General features: G+C 71.6%; 19 protein-coding genes and 1 riboswitch. Of the genes, 9 read left to right on the top strand and 10 right to left on the bottom strand.

Annotated elements, in window-relative coordinates; genetic code table 11:
• Positions 1-174: 174 nt before the first annotated feature.
• The gene (locus OIU81_RS02140; protein WP_329143194.1) at positions 175-600 is read right to left on the bottom strand and encodes a GNAT family N-acetyltransferase; all 426 of its coding nucleotides are present in this window, start codon (positions 598-600) and stop codon (positions 175-177) included.
• A 613-nt stretch (positions 601-1,213) separates the two neighbouring features.
• On the opposite strand from OIU81_RS02140, the gene OIU81_RS02135 reads away from it, so the two are divergent.
• From OIU81_RS02135 to OIU81_RS02125, 3 genes are all read left to right on the top strand, one after another.
• Positions 1,214-1,858: a CAP domain-containing protein gene (locus tag OIU81_RS02135; RefSeq protein ID WP_329154848.1), complete on the top strand. Its 645-nt coding sequence runs from the start codon at positions 1,214-1,216 to the stop codon at positions 1,856-1,858.
• A gap of 129 nt (positions 1,859-1,987) precedes the next feature.
• Positions 1,988-2,257 carry a toxin-antitoxin system HicB family antitoxin gene (locus OIU81_RS02130; protein WP_329143192.1) on the top strand — a complete coding sequence of 90 codons (270 nt, stop codon included), beginning with the start codon at positions 1,988-1,990 and terminating at the stop codon, positions 2,255-2,257.
• Positions 2,254-2,625: a fic family toxin-antitoxin system, toxin component gene (locus tag OIU81_RS02125; RefSeq protein WP_329143190.1), complete on the top strand. Its 372-nt coding sequence runs from the start codon at positions 2,254-2,256 to the stop codon at positions 2,623-2,625. Before OIU81_RS02130 ends, OIU81_RS02125 begins: the two co-directional genes overlap by 4 nt.
• Positions 2,626-2,669: 44 nt before the next feature.
• On the opposite strand, the gene OIU81_RS02120 is transcribed toward OIU81_RS02125, so the two are convergent.
• From OIU81_RS02120 to bioB, 4 genes are all read right to left on the bottom strand, one after another.
• Positions 2,670-3,341 carry a class I SAM-dependent methyltransferase gene (locus OIU81_RS02120; protein WP_329143188.1) on the bottom strand — a complete coding sequence of 224 codons (672 nt, stop codon included), beginning with the start codon at positions 3,339-3,341 and terminating at the stop codon, positions 2,670-2,672.
• Between the two features lie 168 nt (positions 3,342-3,509).
• Positions 3,510-4,259: a dethiobiotin synthase gene (bioD, locus tag OIU81_RS02115; protein WP_443074119.1), complete on the bottom strand. Its 750-nt coding sequence runs from the start codon at positions 4,257-4,259 to the stop codon at positions 3,510-3,512.
• A gap of 98 nt (positions 4,260-4,357) precedes the next feature.
• A complete protein-coding gene (locus OIU81_RS02110; RefSeq protein ID WP_329143183.1) occupies positions 4,358-5,662 on the bottom strand; it encodes an adenosylmethionine--8-amino-7-oxononanoate transaminase in 1,305 nt (434 codons plus the stop codon).
• Positions 5,655-6,815 (bottom strand): biotin synthase BioB, encoded by a 1,161-nt coding sequence (gene bioB, locus OIU81_RS02105; protein ID WP_329143182.1) that lies wholly within the window; start codon positions 6,813-6,815, stop codon positions 5,655-5,657. The genes OIU81_RS02110 and bioB overlap by 8 nt, the downstream gene beginning before the upstream one ends.
• Before the next feature lie 156 nt (positions 6,816-6,971).
• Between bioB and OIU81_RS02100 the strand changes: the two genes are divergently transcribed.
• Complete coding sequence (locus OIU81_RS02100; protein WP_329143180.1) at positions 6,972-8,186, top strand: 8-amino-7-oxononanoate synthase; 1,215 nt, start codon at positions 6,972-6,974, stop codon at positions 8,184-8,186.
• Positions 8,187-8,228: 42 nt separating this feature from the next.
• Here OIU81_RS02100 and OIU81_RS02095 read toward each other — a convergent pair whose 3' ends face one another.
• A complete protein-coding gene (locus OIU81_RS02095; RefSeq protein ID WP_329143178.1) occupies positions 8,229-9,146 on the bottom strand; it encodes a LysR family transcriptional regulator in 918 nt (305 codons plus the stop codon).
• Between the two features lie 71 nt (positions 9,147-9,217).
• On the opposite strand from OIU81_RS02095, the gene OIU81_RS02090 reads away from it, so the two are divergent.
• Positions 9,218-9,886, top strand: a complete 669-nt coding sequence (locus OIU81_RS02090; RefSeq protein WP_329143176.1) for a LysE family translocator — start codon at positions 9,218-9,220, stop codon at positions 9,884-9,886.
• Positions 9,887-9,957: 71 nt separating this feature from the next.
• Here OIU81_RS02090 and OIU81_RS02085 read toward each other — a convergent pair whose 3' ends face one another.
• The 3 genes from OIU81_RS02085 to OIU81_RS02075 form a co-directional block, all read right to left on the bottom strand.
• Positions 9,958-10,431 (bottom strand): C40 family peptidase, encoded by a 474-nt coding sequence (locus OIU81_RS02085; protein ID WP_329143174.1) that lies wholly within the window; start codon positions 10,429-10,431, stop codon positions 9,958-9,960.
• A gap of 4 nt (positions 10,432-10,435) precedes the next feature.
• A riboswitch (cyclic di-AMP (ydaO/yuaA leader) is annotated at positions 10,436-10,626 on the bottom strand.
• Positions 10,627-10,914: 288 nt separating this feature from the next.
• Positions 10,915-11,223: a hypothetical protein gene (locus OIU81_RS02080; protein WP_329143172.1), complete on the bottom strand. Its 309-nt coding sequence runs from the start codon at positions 11,221-11,223 to the stop codon at positions 10,915-10,917.
• Between the two features lie 6 nt (positions 11,224-11,229).
• The gene (locus OIU81_RS02075) at positions 11,230-11,865 is read right to left on the bottom strand and encodes an ATP-dependent Clp protease proteolytic subunit (protein WP_329143170.1); all 636 of its coding nucleotides are present in this window, start codon (positions 11,863-11,865) and stop codon (positions 11,230-11,232) included.
• Between the two features lie 57 nt (positions 11,866-11,922).
• Here OIU81_RS02075 and OIU81_RS02070 point away from each other — a divergent pair, with 57 nt between their 5' ends.
• On the top strand, positions 11,923-12,237 hold the full coding sequence (locus OIU81_RS02070) for a type II toxin-antitoxin system Phd/YefM family antitoxin (protein WP_329142440.1): 315 nt from the start codon (positions 11,923-11,925) through the stop codon (positions 12,235-12,237).
• Positions 12,238-12,276: 39 nt separating this feature from the next.
• Here OIU81_RS02070 and OIU81_RS02065 read toward each other — a convergent pair whose 3' ends face one another.
• Positions 12,277-13,221, bottom strand: coding sequence for a M28 family metallopeptidase (locus OIU81_RS02065; RefSeq protein WP_329142439.1), 945 nt, complete (start codon positions 13,219-13,221; stop codon positions 12,277-12,279).
• A gap of 543 nt (positions 13,222-13,764) precedes the next feature.
• Here OIU81_RS02065 and OIU81_RS02060 point away from each other — a divergent pair.
• From OIU81_RS02060 to OIU81_RS02050, 3 genes are read left to right on the top strand one after another with little or no spacing between them, the layout of a single operon-like run.
• Positions 13,765-14,067 (top strand): urease subunit gamma, encoded by a 303-nt coding sequence (locus tag OIU81_RS02060; RefSeq protein ID WP_329142438.1) that lies wholly within the window; start codon positions 13,765-13,767, stop codon positions 14,065-14,067.
• Positions 14,068-14,084: 17 nt separating this feature from the next.
• Entirely contained in the window at positions 14,085-14,399 is a 315-nt protein-coding gene (locus OIU81_RS02055) for an urease subunit beta (RefSeq protein ID WP_329142437.1), read from the top strand.
• On the top strand, positions 14,389-16,113 hold the full coding sequence (locus OIU81_RS02050; RefSeq protein ID WP_329142436.1) for an urease subunit alpha: 1,725 nt from the start codon (positions 14,389-14,391) through the stop codon (positions 16,111-16,113). The genes OIU81_RS02055 and OIU81_RS02050 overlap by 11 nt, the downstream gene beginning before the upstream one ends.
• The last annotated feature ends 16 nt before the right edge of the window (positions 16,114-16,129 follow it).

The following is a 16,129-nucleotide window of genomic DNA, read 5'->3' as shown; positions in this document are numbered from 1 at the left end:
GAGGTTCGCGCTATGTCGCCAGGAAGCTCGACAACTGGGAGGTTCGCCCATGGCTGGACGCTCACACACCTTTCGCCGGGGTCGGTGGAGCCTCCATGGTAAAGGGTCAGCAAAGTCGCGAGCGGGGGTCCGTCCGCATCTTGGACGGGCTCCCGTGCACGCCGACGGATGCGCTCAGTCGTCGAGGTGCTTGACCCAGCGGCTCCACTGCAGCTCGGGGGCATACCCCGCCGCCCGCCAGGCGTGGTGCGCCGGCTCGTTGCGGTCCAGCACCATCGCATCACCGCGCCGCCCGCCCAGCGCGCGGAACCGCTCCTCGGCGGCCGCCAGCAGTGCGCCGCCGATGCCCTGCCGGCGGCACCGGGGGGCCACGGCCAGCCGGTAGAGATGGCAGCGCCAGCCGTCGAAGCCGGCGATCACCGTGCCCACCAGGGCGCCGTCACGTTCGGCCAGTAGCAGCGACTCGGGATCGCGGGCCACCAGCCGTGCCACGCCGTCGGTGTCATCGCTGATGCTGGTGCCCTCCGCGGCGTCCTTCCAGAAGGCGAGTACGGCATCGAGGTCGGCCGGCGTCCCGGTCCGGACGTGAAGATCAGTCATGATCGGATCCCATCACCGGAGGGTGCGCGGTGTCGAAGCCTTTCCGCGAGGTGGGCGCCGCGGGCCCGGTGCCGCGCCCCGGTCGGCGCCCCGATTTCCGTTCGGGCCCCGCCGGCCAGCCGCATATTTTCTGTGGCCGGCCCGAAAAACCCTTTCCGTGGCGCGGAACGGAAACGCAACGGGCGTCCCGCGTATTTCTCCGGAAAGGGGACATCGGCTCATGGATCTCCGGTTTCGGTGCGGCTGTGACGGCGATTTTCCGGTCCCCTTGTTGACGGGATTTCCAGCAAGTCGGGCGTCCGTCCATGCTCCCCGTCGAACCCACCTGAAATAAGGTGTAGTTGGGCTTCCGGTATCGCAGATTCGGGTCGGACAGGGGAAGGGCCACTCCTTCAAAGGTTGGTGAAAAGCGGGCATGTTGCTTATTACGGCACGCCGGGCAATTATCGGCGCCGCACCTACCGAGATCGAGTGGCCGAATGTTTTGTTACGGTAATCCTGTTCTCGGAAAGGGTGGTTCGGTTCGCCGGCCTGCCCGCGGGAGACGGGTGAGGTCTTTGTCCCCGCCCCTTTCCCTTCCGGTTATCCCCCCATGGAGACGATTTAGTTGAACGTGAAATTCTCTTCGTCGAAGCGCGAGGCGCGCGGCACGCACCGGCGCAGGGCCAGGATCGTCCCGATCGGCCTGGTGGCCTCGGTGGGCGTCATCGCCGGATCGCTGACGGTGTTCAACTCCCAGGACAACGCGAAGGCCGGCGAGGCCTTCCCGCCGGCTGCTCACACCACGGCGCCCCCGGCCGGGTCGAGCGCCCGGCCGTCCGCTCCGGCCACCCCGTCCGCCGCGCCGACCGCTTCCGCGCAGGCCGGCGGCAAGGTCGCGCGCTACGAGGCGGAGATCAACCGGCTGGTCAACAAGGCACGGACCGAGCATGGTTGCGCGCCCCTGCGCCGCGACCCCCGCCTGGACAGGGCGGCCCGCCTGCACAGCCAGGACATGGCCGCCCACGGCTTCTACGCGCACACCGCCTCCCACGGCAAGGACCCCAAGGAGCGCATGGAGGCGCAGGGCTACCACGACGCCTCGGGCGAGAACATCGACGCCTGGCCGACCACGCCCAAGGGCGCGTTCGACGCCTGGATGCACAGCCCCGGCCACCGGGCCAACCTCCTCGGCTGCCACTCCAAGGCCACCGGCATAGGTGTCGCCCTGGGCGGCAAGCTCCGGGCGTACTGGACCCAGGACTTCGGCTACAAGTAAAGGCCGGCCGCGGGGTGCCGCGCCGCCCGGATGGTGCCTCGCGCGGCACCGGGGGGCGGCACCCCGCGCCGGGTCCGCCGCCCCTTCTGCTGCTTGCCGCTGCTAGCACCCGCGCGCTAGCTTGGAGGGGTGGCGAAGACGCAGCTGAACGTCCGGGTGGACGAGGCCACTGCCGAAGCGGCGCGGGAGCGCGCTCAGCAGCGGGGGGTGAGCATGAACCGCTACATCGAGGAACTCGTCCTGAAGGACGCCGGTGAGATCGGCCAGACCTTCGTCGAGGCCGCCTCCGACTTCATGAAGCAGTACGAGCGGGTCTTCGCCGAGGAATTCGGCCGGGAACGACGCGAGGCGCCGGACGCGGCGCCCACCCCGCACGAAGGACTGCCGGGCACGACGTGACACTGCGTATCGATCTCGCCTGGCTCCTTCTGATCGCCGAACAGCACACCCCCGGAGACCCCCAGGTCACCGACTGGGGCGCCCTGGTGGCCGCCGTCAGCCGCCACGAGGCCGAGATATTCGGCGTGCCCGTCTACGCCGACCCCCAGGAACGTGCCGCATCCCTGCTCCAACTCCTGCTTCGGGTGCCGGCGTTGGAGGGCTCGAACGCGATGTTCGCGACCGCGGTCGCCTACGGCTATCTCGTGGCGAGCGGGCTGAAGATCGCCACCTCCCCGGAGCAGGTCCGCGACCTCGCCCGTCTCGTCAAGGACGGCACGGCCGACGTCTGCGCCATCGCGGACGCGCTGCGCACCTGGACCGTCTGAGAGCCCCGGCCGTTCAGGCCCCAGCCGGTCAGCCGGTCAGCCGGTCAGCCGGCCGGCCGCCGCGCCAGGCCCAGCACCGCCGGCGAGGTCGGCAGCGTGGGCCCGCGCTCCGGCACCTTCAGCCGGCGCACCCGCACCACCTCGAACCCGGCCGCCCGCACTTCGCCCAGCGGATCGCGGCCGGTGTGACAGCCGCCCATCAGCAGCGGCCAGACCGTCCGGTCCAGCGCCCGCTGCACCATCGCCAGCCCCCGCCCCGTGGCCCGCCCGTGTTCGAAGAACCGCAGCTCACCGCCCGGACGCAGCACCCGCAGCAGCTCCGCCAGCGCCCGCGGCACCTCGTGCACCGAACACAGCACCAGCGACGCCACCGCCGTATCGAAGCCCTCGCTCTTGACCGGCAGCGCCTCCGCCACCCCCGGCACCAGATCCACCGGTACCTCCGCACGGGCCGCCGCCGACCGGGCCACCTCCCGCAGCGTGGACTCCGGCTCGATCGCCACCACCTCCGAGACCGTCCCCGGATAGTGCGCGAAGTTCAGCCCCGTGCCGGCGCCGACCTCGATGACCCGGCCCGTGGCGCCCGCCAGCAACTCCCTGCGGAGCGCGGCCACCCCCGCTCGCGCGTCCGCCGCCGGACCGCAGCAGCTCGCGTAGTAACGGGCGAACACCGGGTGGTGGACGGTGCCCTGCGGCACTCTTCTGCGCTGCAACATGACGGACCCCTTCGCCGGCGATGCCCGCTCCTGCCGTCAGTCTCCCCACTGGGCGGACAAGGAGTCCCCGCGAGTCACCCGGTCCGTGGTGCGCACATCCGTACGGGCCGGGGGCACTGTGCCCCGCCGGGCGGCCCGCCCTGCCCACCCGCCACCGTCATGAGCGGCTCATACAGGGATCCGGAACGTGTCCGATCCGCCGAGCGCCGGTGTCAGCCAGCCGGGTGCCGCGGCGCGGAAGGCGTTCGGGGCGAGGGCGCCGGAGTTCTCCGGGACCAGGCCGAGGAGCGGGGCGCCGGCCGCTTCCGGGAGGTCGGCCAGATTGCAGCGCGCGGCCAGATCGGGCGCGGCCGGCCAGCTGCCGATGACGACGCCCGGGGAGTCGAGTCCGTACGCGCGCAGCGCCAGCGCGGTCAGCGCGGTGGCGTTCAGGGTGCCCAGGCCCGCCTGGGCGACCACCAGCACGGGGGCCTTCGCCAGCCGCGCGGCGTCGGCGAGGGTGTGGCCGTCCGCGTCGAAGCGGACGAGCAGCCCGCCCGCGCCCTCGACCAGCACCAGGTCGTGCGAGGCGTCCAGTTTCGCGGCGGCCTCGGCGATGTCCTGGGGGAGCACCGGCGGCAGACCGGCCCGCAGCGCGGCCGTCGCGGGCGCCAACGGGTCGGGAAAGCGGGCGAGTTCCAGGGTGGTGACCGGACCGGCCAGCCGCTCGACCTCCGCCGCGTCGCCCGTCTCGTGTGCCGTGACACCGGTCTGGGCCGGTTTGAGCACGGCCACCGAGCGACCCCGGGCGAGCGCCGCCGCGGCGATCGCGGCGGTGGTCACGGTCTTGCCGATCTCCGTGCCCGTACCCGTCACGAACAGCACTGACATGGTGTGCCTCCGACTCTGCGCGGGCCGTCCCCCGGGGGACGGCCGGATGGTTCCTGGTGAAGAGTGCCGGTGCGCGCCGCGCCGGCGGGGGCGCGGCCGGGGCCGGGGCCGGCCGGCTGCCCGGCCCGCTCCCGCCCGCCGCGAGGTCAGCCCTCGCGGGCCGCCGCGCACACCGCGGCGCAGATGCGCGCCAGATCGTCGTCGCCGGTGATGTACGGCGGCATGGTGTAGATAAGGTCCCTGAACGGGCGCAGCCACACCCCCTCCCGGACCGCCGCCCGGGTCGCGGCCGCCATGTCCACCTCGTGGTCGAGCTGCACGACACCGATCGCGCCGAGCACCCGCACCTCGCGGACCCCGGCGTGGCTCGCGGCCGGCGCCAGCCCCGCCCGCAGTCCGGTCTCGATCCGCTTGACCTCCTGCGCCCAGTCCTGGGACAGCAGCAGATCGATCGAGGCATCGGCGACCGCCGCGGCGAGCGGATTACCCATGAACGTCGGGCCGTGCGCCAGCACCGGCAGGGCACCGCGGGAGATGCCGTCCGCGACGGCCGCCGTGCACAGCGTCGCCGCCAGGGTCAGATAGCCGCCGGTCAGTGCCTTGCCGAGACACATCACATCGGGGGAGACCCCGGCGTGTCCGGCGGCGAAGAGCGAGCCCGTACGGCCGAAGCCGGTCGCGATCTCATCGAAGATGAGCAGCACGCCATGCGCGTCGCAGGCCTCCCGCAGCACCCGCAGATATCCGGGGGAGTGGAACGACATCCCGCCCGCACCCTGGACCACCGGCTCCACGATCACCGCCGCCAGCTCCTCGGCGTGCCGGCCGATCAGCTCGCGCAGCTGCGCCGCGTACGCCTCGTCCGGTGCGGCATCGAAGCCGGCCGGCGGCGCGTCCGCGAAGATCTGCCGCGGCAGCACCCCCTGCCACAGCTCGTGCATTCCGCCGTCCGGATCGCACACCGACATCGGCTGCCAGGTGTCGCCGTGATAGCCGCCCCGCCAGGTCAACAGCCGCTGTTTGCGCGGCTTGCCGAGCGAGCGCCAGTACTGCAGGCACATCTTCACGGCGACCTCGACCGACACCGAACCGGAGTCGGCGAGGAAGACGTGCTCCAGCGGCTCCGGGGTGATGTCCACCAGCCGCTTCGCCAGCCGCACCGCGGGCTCATGGGTGAGCCCGCCGAACATCACATGGCTCATCCGCCCCAGCTGGCCGTGCGCCGCCTCGTTGAGCACCGGGTGGTTGTAGCCGTGCACCGCCGACCACCACGACGACATGCCGTCCACCAACTCGTCCCGGCCCTCGACCGGTTCGGCCAGCCGGAGCCGGACCCCGGAGGCCGACTCCACCAGCAGCGGTGCGGTCCGGCCGGGCATCGGCCCGTACGGATGCCACACGTGCTGCCGGTCGAGGGCCAGCAGCTCGCGGGGGGAGAGCGGCTCAGGCATTGGGCGGCAGCTCGGTACCGGCACCCCGGCGGCGCACCGAGACCAGGTCGCGGCGGCTCTCCTCGGGCGGCGCGGGGATCGTGGCGGCGGGCGCCGCGTCGCCGCCCGCGCAGGTGGACTCCGCGTGCTCCGCCCCGCCGCAGCTCGCGCGGCGGTGCTCGGGCAGCGTGCTGGTGTCGGTGCCCTCGACCTCGAAACCGGCGTCCGCGATCATCGCCAGATCGTCCTTGCCGGCCTGGCCCTCGCTGGTCAGATAGTCGCCGAGGAAGATGGAGTTGACCAGGTGCAGCGCCAGCGGCTGCATGCTGCGCAGATGCACCTCGCGGCCGCCGGCCAGCCGCACCTCGATGTCCGGGCAGACGAACCGCACCATCGCCAGAATGCGCAGCGCACGCTGCGGGGTGAGGTGCCACTCCTTGGCGAGCGGGGTGCCCTCGAAGGGGATCAGGAAGTTCACCGGGACGGAGTCGGGGTCCAGCTCGCGCAGCGCGTAGACCACATCGACGAGATCGGCGTCGCTCTCCCCCATACCGGCGATCAGCCCGGAACAGGCCGACATTCCGGCCGCCTGGGCCTGCTGGACGGTGGAGACACGGTCCGAGAAGTCGTGCGTGGTGCAGATGTCGCCGTATGTGGCTTCCGAGGTGTTGAGGTTGTGGTTGTACGCATCGGCGCCCGCCTCGTGCAGCCGCCCGGCCTGACCCTCGGAGAGCAGACCCAGGCAGGCGCACACCTCGATGCCCTCGTTCTGCTCCTTGATGGTGGAGATCGTCTTCGAGACGCGGTCCACGTCCCTGTCCGTGGGACCACGGCCACTGGCCACCAGACAGACGCGCTTGGCCCCGCCGGCGACCCCCGCGGCCGCCGCCTTGGAGGCGTCGTCCGGCTTGAGCCAGGTGTACTTGAGGATCTCCGCCTTCGACCCCAGCCGCTGCGAACAGTACGAGCAGTCCTCGGGGCACAGACCCGACTTGAGGTTGACGAGATAGTTGAGTTTGACCCGCCGCCCGAACCACTGACGGCGCACCTTTCCGGCCGCGGCCACGACATCGAGCAGTTCGTCATCGGAGGTCGCCAGCACGGCCAGCGCCTCTTCGCGGGTCGGCAACTCGCGCCGCAATCCCTTGTCCACCAGTGCGTTCAGCAGGTCCATGGCGTTGATCCTGGCCTACGTCACCGTCCCCGGCCAAGGAGGATTCCCACAACGACCCTGGATGGAGGTGTGTGTATCGCCACACTGTGGGCCTGCGGAACGACCGCTAACGTCTATCAACAGCCCACAATCGAGGCCCACGGACGAAGGACGCCGATGCCGCAGGACTCCGCCCCCACGCTGCCCCGCGACAGCTCACCGGCGGCCCCCGCCGAGGCCCGCCGTCCGGCACCCGGCACCGCCTTCGACTGGATCGATGAAGCCCGCGACGCACGCCGGCGCGCCGGACTGGTCCGCACCCTTCGTCCCCGCCCGGCCGACCACCCGCTGCTCGACCTGGCCGGCAACGACTACCTCGGACTCGCCCGGCACCCCGAGGTCACCCGTGGCGCGGCCGCCGCCGCACACCGCTGGGGCGCGGGCGCGACCGGCTCCCGGCTGGTGACCGGCAGCACCGAACTCCACGCCCGGCTGGAGTCGGAACTCGCCGCCTTCTGCGGCTTCGAGGCCGCGTTGGTGCTCTCGTCCGGTTACACCGCCAATCTCGCCGCGGTCACCGCGCTCACCGCCGCCGGCACCCTGGTCGTGTCCGACGCGGGCAACCATGCCTCCCTCATCGACGGCTGCCGGCTGTCCCGGGCCCGCACCGAAGTGGTCCCGCACGCCGACCCGGAGGCCGTACGCGCCGCGCTCGGCGGCCACGACGGCCGGGCGCTCGCCGTCACCGACTCGGTGTTCTCGGTCGACGGCGACGCCGCCCCGCTCCCCGCACTCGCCGAGGTCTGCCGGACGCGGGGCGCCGCGCTGCTCGTCGATGACGCCCACGGACTGGGCGTCCTCGGCGAGGGCGGCCGCGGCGCACTGTGGGCGGCCGGGCTCGCCGGCGACGGCGATGTGGTGACCACCGTGACGCTCTCCAAGTCGCTGGGCGCGCAGGGCGGTGCGGTGCTCGGCCCGGCCCGGGTCATCGAGCACCTGGTCAACACCGCCCGGTCGTTCATCTTCGACACCGGTCTCGCCCCGGCGGCGGCCGGCGGCGCACTCGCCGCGCTGCGGGTGCTGGGCCGTGAACCGCAGCGCGCCACCCGGGCCGGGCAGGTCGCACGCACGCTGCACGACCGGCTCACCGCGGCAGGTCTGACGGCGGTGCGGCCGGACGCCGCGGTGGTCTCGGTCCGCGCGCCCTCGCCGGAGGCGGCGGTCGGCTGGGCCGCCGACTGCCGCGCGGCCGGACTCGTCGTCGGCTGCTTCCGGCCGCCGTCGGTGCCCGACGGGATCTCCCGGCTCCGGCTGACCGCCCGGGCGGACCTGACGGACGATCAGATTGACACGGCGGTCGGCACGATCCTGGCCACGGCGCCGGTCGGCTGACCCGTCGTCAGGAGCGGGCGTCGCCCGTCGTCGTTCCCGTGGTCACGGTGCGGGGGAGTGGCGGGCGAACGCGCCGCGCAGCAGGGCCCGCAGGGTGTCCGCGGCCGGGCTGCCGGCGTCGGGCCGGTGGGCGACCGCGATCCGGCGGCGCAGCTCGGGCGGGTCCAGCCGGCGGACCCCCAGCGGTGTCACCGAGCCCTCCGCCACCATCTCCGGAACCACCGCCACCCCCAGCCCCGCGCTCACCAGCGCGCACGCCACCGCATAGCTCGGCGACTCACAGCGCACCGCGACGCTCGCCCCGGCCGCCGCCAGCACCGCCTCCACCTCCCGCCGGTTGGGATTGGCCGGCGCCATGCTGACCAGCGGCTGTCCGGCGAGTTCGGCGAGCGGCAGCCGTCCGGGGCCCGCCGACAGGGCATGGCCGGGCGCCGTGACCAGCACCAGCTCCTCCGTCAGCAGCGGTTCGAGGCGCACCCCGTCCGGCGGCGGCATCGCCTCGCCCGGCACATAGGCATGCGTCAGCGCCAGATCGACGTCGCCCACCGCCACCGCCTCGGCGGCCTGTGGCGGCACGTACTCCGTCACGCTCAGCTCCACATCGGGGTGCGCCCGGCGGAAGGCGCTGAGCGCGGGCGGCAGCAGATGCGTACCGGCGGTCATGAACGTGCCGACCCGCAGCCGGCCCCCGGACAGCCCCGCCAGCCGGGCCAGCTCGTGCCGCGCCTGCGCCAGCTCGTCGAGCACCCGCCGGGCCCGCACGAGCAGCAGCTCCCCGGCCGCCGTCAGCCGCGTCCCCCGGTGGTGGCGCACCAGCAGCGCCGTCCCCGCCTCCCGCTCCAGCTTGGCCAGCTGCTGGGAGAGTGCGGGCGCGGTGTAGCCCAGTCGGGCGGCGGCCCGGGTGATCGAGCCGGCCTCGGCCACCGCCACCAGTGCGGCCAGTCGTGTGGGGTCGTACATAAGAACCTCTTTAGGCCCTCCCAGAACATTGCCACTACCCATTAAAGGCTCTGACCAGCGAAGCTGCTGGCATGGACGGACAGCTGATGGCCTTCACCGGAGTCGCCGCGGGCATGGTCACCATGCCGGGCGCGGACTTCGCGGTCGTGGTGCGCAACGCGCTCGACTCGCGGCGCGCGGGGGTGGCGACCGCGGTCGGGGTCGCCGGCGGGCTGCTGGTGCACACCGCAGTGGCGGTGGCCGGGCTCGCGGCCGTGCTGGTCGCCGTGCCCGCGCTGTTCGGGGCCGTCCAACTGCTCGGCGGGGGCTATCTGTTGTATCTGGGGGCCCGCGCGCTGACCGCGGCATTGCGGCGCCCGGCGGCCACCACGGACCCGACGGCCGCACCCGCTGAAGGGGCGCCGGGCGACGACAGCCACCCGGCCGCGCCGCTGGGCACCGCGCGCAGCCTGCGCCAGGGCTTCCTGGCGAACGCGCTCAATCCCAAGGCCCCGGTCCTCTTTCTCAGTCTGCTGCCGCAGTTCGTCCCGGCGGGACAGCCCGCACTGCCCCGTACGCTGCTGCTGGCCACCCTGGTCGTCGCGATGGCGCTGGTGTGGTTCCCCGCCGTCGCGCTGCTCGTCGACCGTCTGGGCACCTGGTTGCGCCGCCCGCGGGTGGCCCGTGCCCTGGAGGCCACCACCGGAGCGCTGCTGACGGCGCTGGGGGGCGTCCTGCTGGTCGAGGTGGTGCTCGCCTGAATCGCGGCACGCCCCGTGCCTCCGGCCGTTCGGCCGGAGGTAATTGACGGGTAGTCAGAAGAGTGCGCGGCTCAGCGCACCCGCCCGTACCAGACCCCGTGGCTCCAGATCCGTTCCAGCCGCACCGTGCTCCCGGCCTTGGGCGCATGCCACATCCGGCCGTTCCCGGCGTAGATCCCCACGTGGTAAATGCCGCTGCCCGAATGGAAGAAGACCAGGTCGCCACCGCGGCGGGCCGCGGCCGGGACGTGCCGGGTGCGGCTGTACTGCGCGGCGGCGGTACGGGGCAGGACCCGGCCGGCGCGCAGGAACGAGTACAGCGTCAGCCCGGAACAGTCGAAGGCGTTGGGCCCCTGGGCGCCGTACCGGTAGGGGGAGCCCCGTTTGGAGGCGGCGACCCGCAGCGCGTGTGCGGACACGGACGCGGCCTCCACGTCCCCGGTCGCTCCCGGGGCGATCATCGTTCCGCCGAGCGTGACCAGCGTCAGCGCGGCGACGGTGCCGGTGCGCGCCAGCACACTCGGCGTATGCATGCGCACAGTCATGCGCAAACCCTTCGTCAGCCGCCTGCGAAGGAAGACCTGTCGGGTTCGGGCAGGCGAAGAATGCCCGGCCGTGCGTACGGCTTCACCCCAAGGAGTCCGCCGGCCCGTGAAGGCCGTGGACCCCGTCCTGCTCGGGTCCTCCGCTCCCGCCGGTCCAGAACGTCGACCGGACATCCGGTACGGCGGCGGGATTAGGCGCCCGTCCGGACCGCCCCGTCGCTGTGGCGGGGTCTTGTCGTCGAAGGGATCCTCACGCACCCGCCGCCCAAACTCCGAGTTGAAATTGCCGTGTGTGAGATGGGTCACATTTGGCCTGAATGGTGGGTTTTGTTCCCTCAGGCGTCAGGATCCCGGGTGTCGCACGCCCCGGACCTGGAACGAAACATCCGGGACCGGAGAAATTGCCGGTGAAGGGGCAATTCGTGGCCACTGCGCAACGGCCGTGAGGGCTACGCCGTATGGGCAGCCCCACCGCGTGTCGCGTCAGATCTCCTCGGGCGGCGGCAGCGCCACGAGCCCGGCCCGCCGTTCGCCGTCCAGCACCCGCAGCGCGCGGGTCAGGGTGTCGCGGTGCAGCTCGCTCTCGCCGCGCTGGTGCATCAGTGTCAGCGCGTCCCGCAGTCCGGTGGCCTTGCCGACGAGTGCCTGGGCGGCGCGCAGCCCGCTGTAGGTGCCACCGCCGCGGGCCGGGTTGATGCGGCCCAGCAGATCGAGCACCTCCAGATAGCGGTCGATCAGCTCACCCTCGGCGCGGGTGAGGGCGGGCAGCGGCGGGAGTTCGGGTGGCAGCATGCGCGCTCACCGCCCGGTGGGCGGGTGCGCCGACTGCTTGCGGTCGCGGGTGAGGCCGTCGATCAGGCCGTACTCCTGGGCGGCGCGGGCGTCGAAGATCTTGTCGCGTTCGATGTCGGCGGCGATCCGCGCACGGGGCTGACCGGTGTGCCGCGCGAGCATCTCCTCCAACATGTCGCGGGTGCGCAGCAGTTCCTCCGCCTGGATCTGCAGATCGGTGGCCTGGCCCTGGACGGGCTCGTGGAGTGCCGGCTGATGGATCAGGATCCGGGCGCCGGGCAGTGCCAGCCGCTTTCCGGGGGCGCCGGCGGCCAGCAGCACCGCGGCGGCGGAGGCGGCCTGCCCCAGGCAGACGGTCTGCACGTCGCACGACACGAAGTTCATCGTGTCGTATATGGCGGTCATCGCGGTGAACGAGCCGCCGGGGGAGTTGATGTAGAGCGAGATGTCCTGCTCGGGCGCGGCGTGTTCGAGGTGGATGAGCTGCGCCATCACATCGTTGGCGGAGGCGTCGTCGACCGGGGTGCCCAGGAAGATGATGCGCTCGCTGAGCAGCTTGGAGTAGGGGTCCATCGTGCGCGTGCCCTGCGAGGTGCGCTCGGTGAACTCCGGAAGGACATAACGGGCCGTCGGTGGCAGCATGCCTGCTCCTCTCTCTGTAAAAAATGTACAGGACGTACATCCCGTGAGAATGGGAGCATGGCCTACGAAATTCCGGTGACGCAAGCCCGGGCGGAGCTGGCGGAGCTGATCAACCGAGTCGTCTACGGCGGCGAGCGGGTGGTCGTCACCCGCCACGGCAAGCCGCTGGCGGCGCTGGTTTCCGCCGCTGACCTGGAGCTTCTCGAAGAGCTCGGGCGGCGCGAGCCGGACGCGGAGGAGGAGCAGGTGATCAGCACGGTCTCGGCCGTGCGGCAGCTTCCGTCCGCTCCGGGCGAACGGCGGCGGTTCGGGATCGCCGCGGAACACCGCGACCCGGCCGCCGGGGATCGGCGGCCGGGTCGCGGGCACTGACGGGTCAGCGTGAGCTGACCACGGGGTGCTGCGGGTGACTCAGGAGCTGAGCTCCCAGATCGCGTGGGCGATGGCGTCGGTGTTGGTGTCCAGCGCCTTGTCGTCCAGGTTCTTCGAGGTGTCGCACGACTGGTGGTAGCAGGCGTCGAACGCCTTGCCCGCCGTGCCGCCCCAGGCCTTCGCCTGCTTCTCGGTCTTGATGTAGTCGGCGCCGGAGAACAGGCCGCCGACCGGGATGCCGGCGTCCTTGAAGGGGGCGTGGTCGGAGCGCCCGTCGCCCTCGGTCTCCTTCTCGGTGGCGATGTTCTTCGTGGCGAACCAGTCCTTGAAGACCTTCTCCAGACGGGTGTCGTCGTCGTAGACGAAGTAGCCCGGGTTGGGGGAGCCGATCATGTCGAAGTTCAGATACGAGTCGATCTTCGACTTGTCGGCACCGAGCTTGTCCACATAGGCCTTCGAGCCGACCATGCCGTCCTCCTCGTCGCCGAACCAGGCGAAGCGGAGGTGCTTGGTGGGCTTGAGGTTCGACTTGGCGACGGCGAGGGCGACCTCGAGGATGCCGGCCGAGCCGGAGCCGTTGTCGTTGATGCCGGGGCCGGCGGGGACCGAGTCCAGGTGGGCGCCGGCCATCACGGTCTTGCCTTCGTCGCCACCCTTCCAGTCGGCGACGAGGTTGTAGCCCTTGGCGCCGCCGTTGTCGAACTCCTCGACCTTGGTGGTGAATCCGGCCTTGTCCAGCTTTTCCTTGACGTAATCGATGGACGCCTTGTAGCCGGCCTTGCCGTGGGCGCGGTTGCCGCCGTTGGCGTCGGCGATCGACTGCAGCTGGTCCAGATCGGCCTTCACGGCCTTGACGTCGATGTCCGGGGCCTTTGCCGGCGCGGGGTCGGCGTAGGCGCCGGCCGCGGTGAAGAGGGTGGCGGCCAGCGCGGTCACGGCGCCCGTGGCCAGCGCGGCCCGGCGTATGCGTGCCGAATTTGTCACGGTATGGGCTCCTGGTGTGGGGGGTTGGTACGGAGCGTTTTGATGCGCACATGAGAATTGCGATCACTTTGCCAACCGTCAAGAGCTCATATCGGACAGGGGAGTTCGCTGAGCGGGACATTTCTGTCATGTGCCGTTGATGCGGAGGGGTGGGGTGTGGGGGCTTACGTTCCGTGGCCGTGCGCGGTCCGGGAGGGGTCTGGGGTGGGGTGGATCGCGGCACCGGAGTGGGGATGAGAGGCGTGCCGATGCCTGGGGGCGCGGGCGGCGATGCGCCCCCAGGCGGGCGCGGCCGGCGATGCGCCGCGTCGTGAGGCCGCGGTGTTACGTCGGCCGTATGAAAGGACGCCGACGCGTCCCCGGCTGTAACGCCGACGAAATCCCGCCGAACTAGTCTCCAGGCGTGGGGCTCTTGATGGCCAAGTGCTGGAAGTCGGTTTGCTCCTCCTTTAATTGCTGCGTGGTACATCTATCGACACGGGTGTGTCCACGCCTGTGACCTGGGCGGATGTGTCCGGGCAGGAAGACCGTGAGGTGGAACGTATGCAACTGACCCCGCATGAACAGGAGCGCCTGATGATTCATGTGGCGGCCGACGTGGCTGAAAAGCGCCGCTTGCGGGGAGTCAAGCTGAACCACCCGGAGTCGATCGCGCTGCTGACCGTGCACATCCTCGAAGGTGCCCGGGACGGCCGTACGGTCGCCGAGCTCATGTCCTCCGGCCGCAAGGTGCTCACCCGCGACGAGGTCATGGAGGGCGTCCCCGAGATGATCCACGACGTGCAGGTCGAGGCCACCTTCCCCGACGGCACCAAGCTCGTCACCGTTCACGAACCCATCAACTGACTGCGGGAGAGCCGAAGATGATCCCGGGACAGATCCTGCACGCCGACGAGCCGGTGCGCCTCAACGAAGGCCTCCCCCGCACGCGGATGACCGTCCTCAACGCCGCCGACCGCCCCGTGCAGGTCGGCTCCCACTACCACTTCGCCGAGGCCAATCCCGGACTCGACTTCGACCGTGCGGCCGCGCACGGCAAGCGGCTGAACGTCGCGGCCGGCTCCGCCGTGCGCTTCGAACCCGGCATCCCCACCGAGGTCGAACTCGTTCCCCTCGGGGGCAAGCGGATCGTCGAGGGCCTGCGCGGCGAGACCGGAGGCATTCTCGATGGCGTCTGAGCTGACCCGTCAGGCGTACGCCGACCTCTTCGGCCCCACCGCCGGCGACCGGATCCGGCTCGCCGACACCGACCTGCTCATCGAGATCACCGAGGACCGCTCGGGCGGGCCCGGCCGGGCCGGTGACGAGGCGGTCTTCGGCGGCGGCAAGGTGATCCGTGAGTCGATGGGGCAGTCGTGCGCCACCCGAGCCGAGGGCACCCCCGACACCGTGATCACCGGCGCGGTCGTGCTGGACCACTGGGGCATCGTCAAGGCCGACGTCGGCATCCGCGACGGGCGGATCACCGCCCTGGGCAAGGCCGGCAACCCCGACACCATGGACGGCGTCCACCCCGACCTGGTCATCGGCCCCGAGACCGAGATCATCGCCGGCAACGGAAAGATCCTGACGGCCGGCGCCATCGACACCCACGTCCACTTCATCTGCCCCCAGCAGGTGGACGAGGCGCTGGCCTCCGGAGTCACCACGCTCATCGGCGGCGGCACCGGACCGGCCGAGGGCAGCAAGGCCACCACCATCACCCCCGGTGCCTGGCACGTGGCCCGGATGTTCGAGGCGATGGACTCCCTGCCGGTCAACGTCGGGCTGCTCGGCAAGGGCAACACCACCTCGCTCGCCTCGATGCGCGACCAGCTGCGGGCCGGCATCCTGGGCTTCAAGATCCACGAGGACTGGGGCGCGACCCCCGCCGTCATCGACGCCTGTCTGACCGTCTGCGAGGAGAGCGGCGCCCAGCTCGCGATCCACACCGACACCCTGAACGAGGCGGGCTTCCTCGGCGACACCCTCGCCGCCATCGCCGGTCGCTCGATCCACGCCTTCCACGTCGAAGGCGCCGGCGGCGGCCACGCGCCCGACATGATCGCGATGGTCTCCGAGCCGAACGTGCTGCCCGCGTCCACCAACCCCACGCGGCCGCACACCGTCAACACCGTCGAGGAACACCTCGACATGCTGATGGTCTGCCACCACCTCAATCCCGCCGTCCCGGAGGACCTGGCCTTCGCCGAGTCCCGGATCCGGCCCTCCACCATCGCCGCCGAGGACATCCTGCACGACCTCGGCGCCATCTCGATCATGGCCTCCGACGCCCAGGCCATGGGCCGGATCGGCGAGGTCGTGCTGCGTACCTGGCAGACCGCGCACGTCATGAAGCGCCGCCGCGGCAGCCTGCCCGGGGACGGCCGTGCGGACAACCACCGCGCCCGCCGCTACGTCGCGAAGTACACCGTCAACGCGGCCCTCGCCCAGGGCATCGACCACCTCGTCGGCTCCGTCGAGGACGGCAAGCTCGCCGACCTCGTGCTGTGGGACCCGGCGTTCTTCGGCGTCAAACCGCAGCTGGTCCTCAAGGGCGGCCAGATCGCGTACGCGCAGATGGGCGACGCCAACGCGTCCATCCCCACGCCGCAGCCGGTCCTGCCGCGCCCGATGTTCGGCGCCACCGGCAAGGCGCCCGGCAGCAACTCGGTCAACTTCGTCTCCCCGCAGGCCCTCGAGGACGATCTCCCCGGGCGCCTTCCGCTGGCGAAGCGCTACGAGGCGATCCGTTCCACCCGTGGCGTCACCAAGTCCGAGATGCGGAACAACGACGCCCTGCCGCGGGTCCAGGTCGACCCCGACACCTTCACGGTGACCATCGACGGCGAGGTGGTCGAACCCTCCCCGGCCGCCGAACTCCCCATGGCCCAGCGGTATTTCCTCTTCTGATAGGGCGCCGATGAAC

The sequence above is a fragment of the Streptomyces sp. NBC_01454 genome, assembly GCF_036227565.1.
Lineage (GTDB): Bacteria > Actinomycetota > Actinomycetes > Streptomycetales > Streptomycetaceae > Streptomyces.
The sequence above is the reverse complement of the archived record's forward strand: the minus strand, read 5'-3'. Positions and strand labels throughout refer to the sequence as shown.

Excerpts from the sequence above, each read along its gene's own strand:
- OIU81_RS02140 (WP_329143194.1), bottom strand. The coding sequence starts at position 600 with ATGACTGATCTTCACGTCCGGACCGGGACGCCGGCCGACCTCGATGCC.
- OIU81_RS02120 (WP_329143188.1), bottom strand. The coding sequence starts at position 3,341 with ATGTTGCAGCGCAGAAGAGTGCCGCAGGGCACCGTCCACCACCCGGTG.
- OIU81_RS02110 (WP_329143183.1), bottom strand. The coding sequence starts at position 5,662 with ATGCCTGAGCCGCTCTCCCCCCGCGAGCTGCTGGCCCTCGACCGGCAG.
- bioB (WP_329143182.1), bottom strand. The coding sequence starts at position 6,815 with ATGGACCTGCTGAACGCACTGGTGGACAAGGGATTGCGGCGCGAGTTG.
- OIU81_RS02100 (WP_329143180.1), top strand. The coding sequence starts at position 6,972 with ATGCCGCAGGACTCCGCCCCCACGCTGCCCCGCGACAGCTCACCGGCG.
- OIU81_RS02095 (WP_329143178.1), bottom strand. The coding sequence starts at position 9,146 with ATGTACGACCCCACACGACTGGCCGCACTGGTGGCGGTGGCCGAGGCC.
- OIU81_RS02090 (WP_329143176.1), top strand. The coding sequence starts at position 9,218 with ATGGACGGACAGCTGATGGCCTTCACCGGAGTCGCCGCGGGCATGGTC.
- OIU81_RS02085 (WP_329143174.1), bottom strand. The coding sequence starts at position 10,431 with ATGACTGTGCGCATGCATACGCCGAGTGTGCTGGCGCGCACCGGCACC.
- OIU81_RS02080 (WP_329143172.1), bottom strand. The coding sequence starts at position 11,223 with ATGCTGCCACCCGAACTCCCGCCGCTGCCCGCCCTCACCCGCGCCGAG.
- OIU81_RS02075 (WP_329143170.1), bottom strand. The coding sequence starts at position 11,865 with ATGCTGCCACCGACGGCCCGTTATGTCCTTCCGGAGTTCACCGAGCGC.
- OIU81_RS02070 (WP_329142440.1), top strand. The coding sequence starts at position 11,923 with ATGGCCTACGAAATTCCGGTGACGCAAGCCCGGGCGGAGCTGGCGGAG.
- OIU81_RS02060 (WP_329142438.1), top strand. The coding sequence starts at position 13,765 with ATGCAACTGACCCCGCATGAACAGGAGCGCCTGATGATTCATGTGGCG.
- OIU81_RS02055 (WP_329142437.1), top strand. The coding sequence starts at position 14,085 with ATGATCCCGGGACAGATCCTGCACGCCGACGAGCCGGTGCGCCTCAAC.
- OIU81_RS02050 (WP_329142436.1), top strand. The coding sequence starts at position 14,389 with ATGGCGTCTGAGCTGACCCGTCAGGCGTACGCCGACCTCTTCGGCCCC.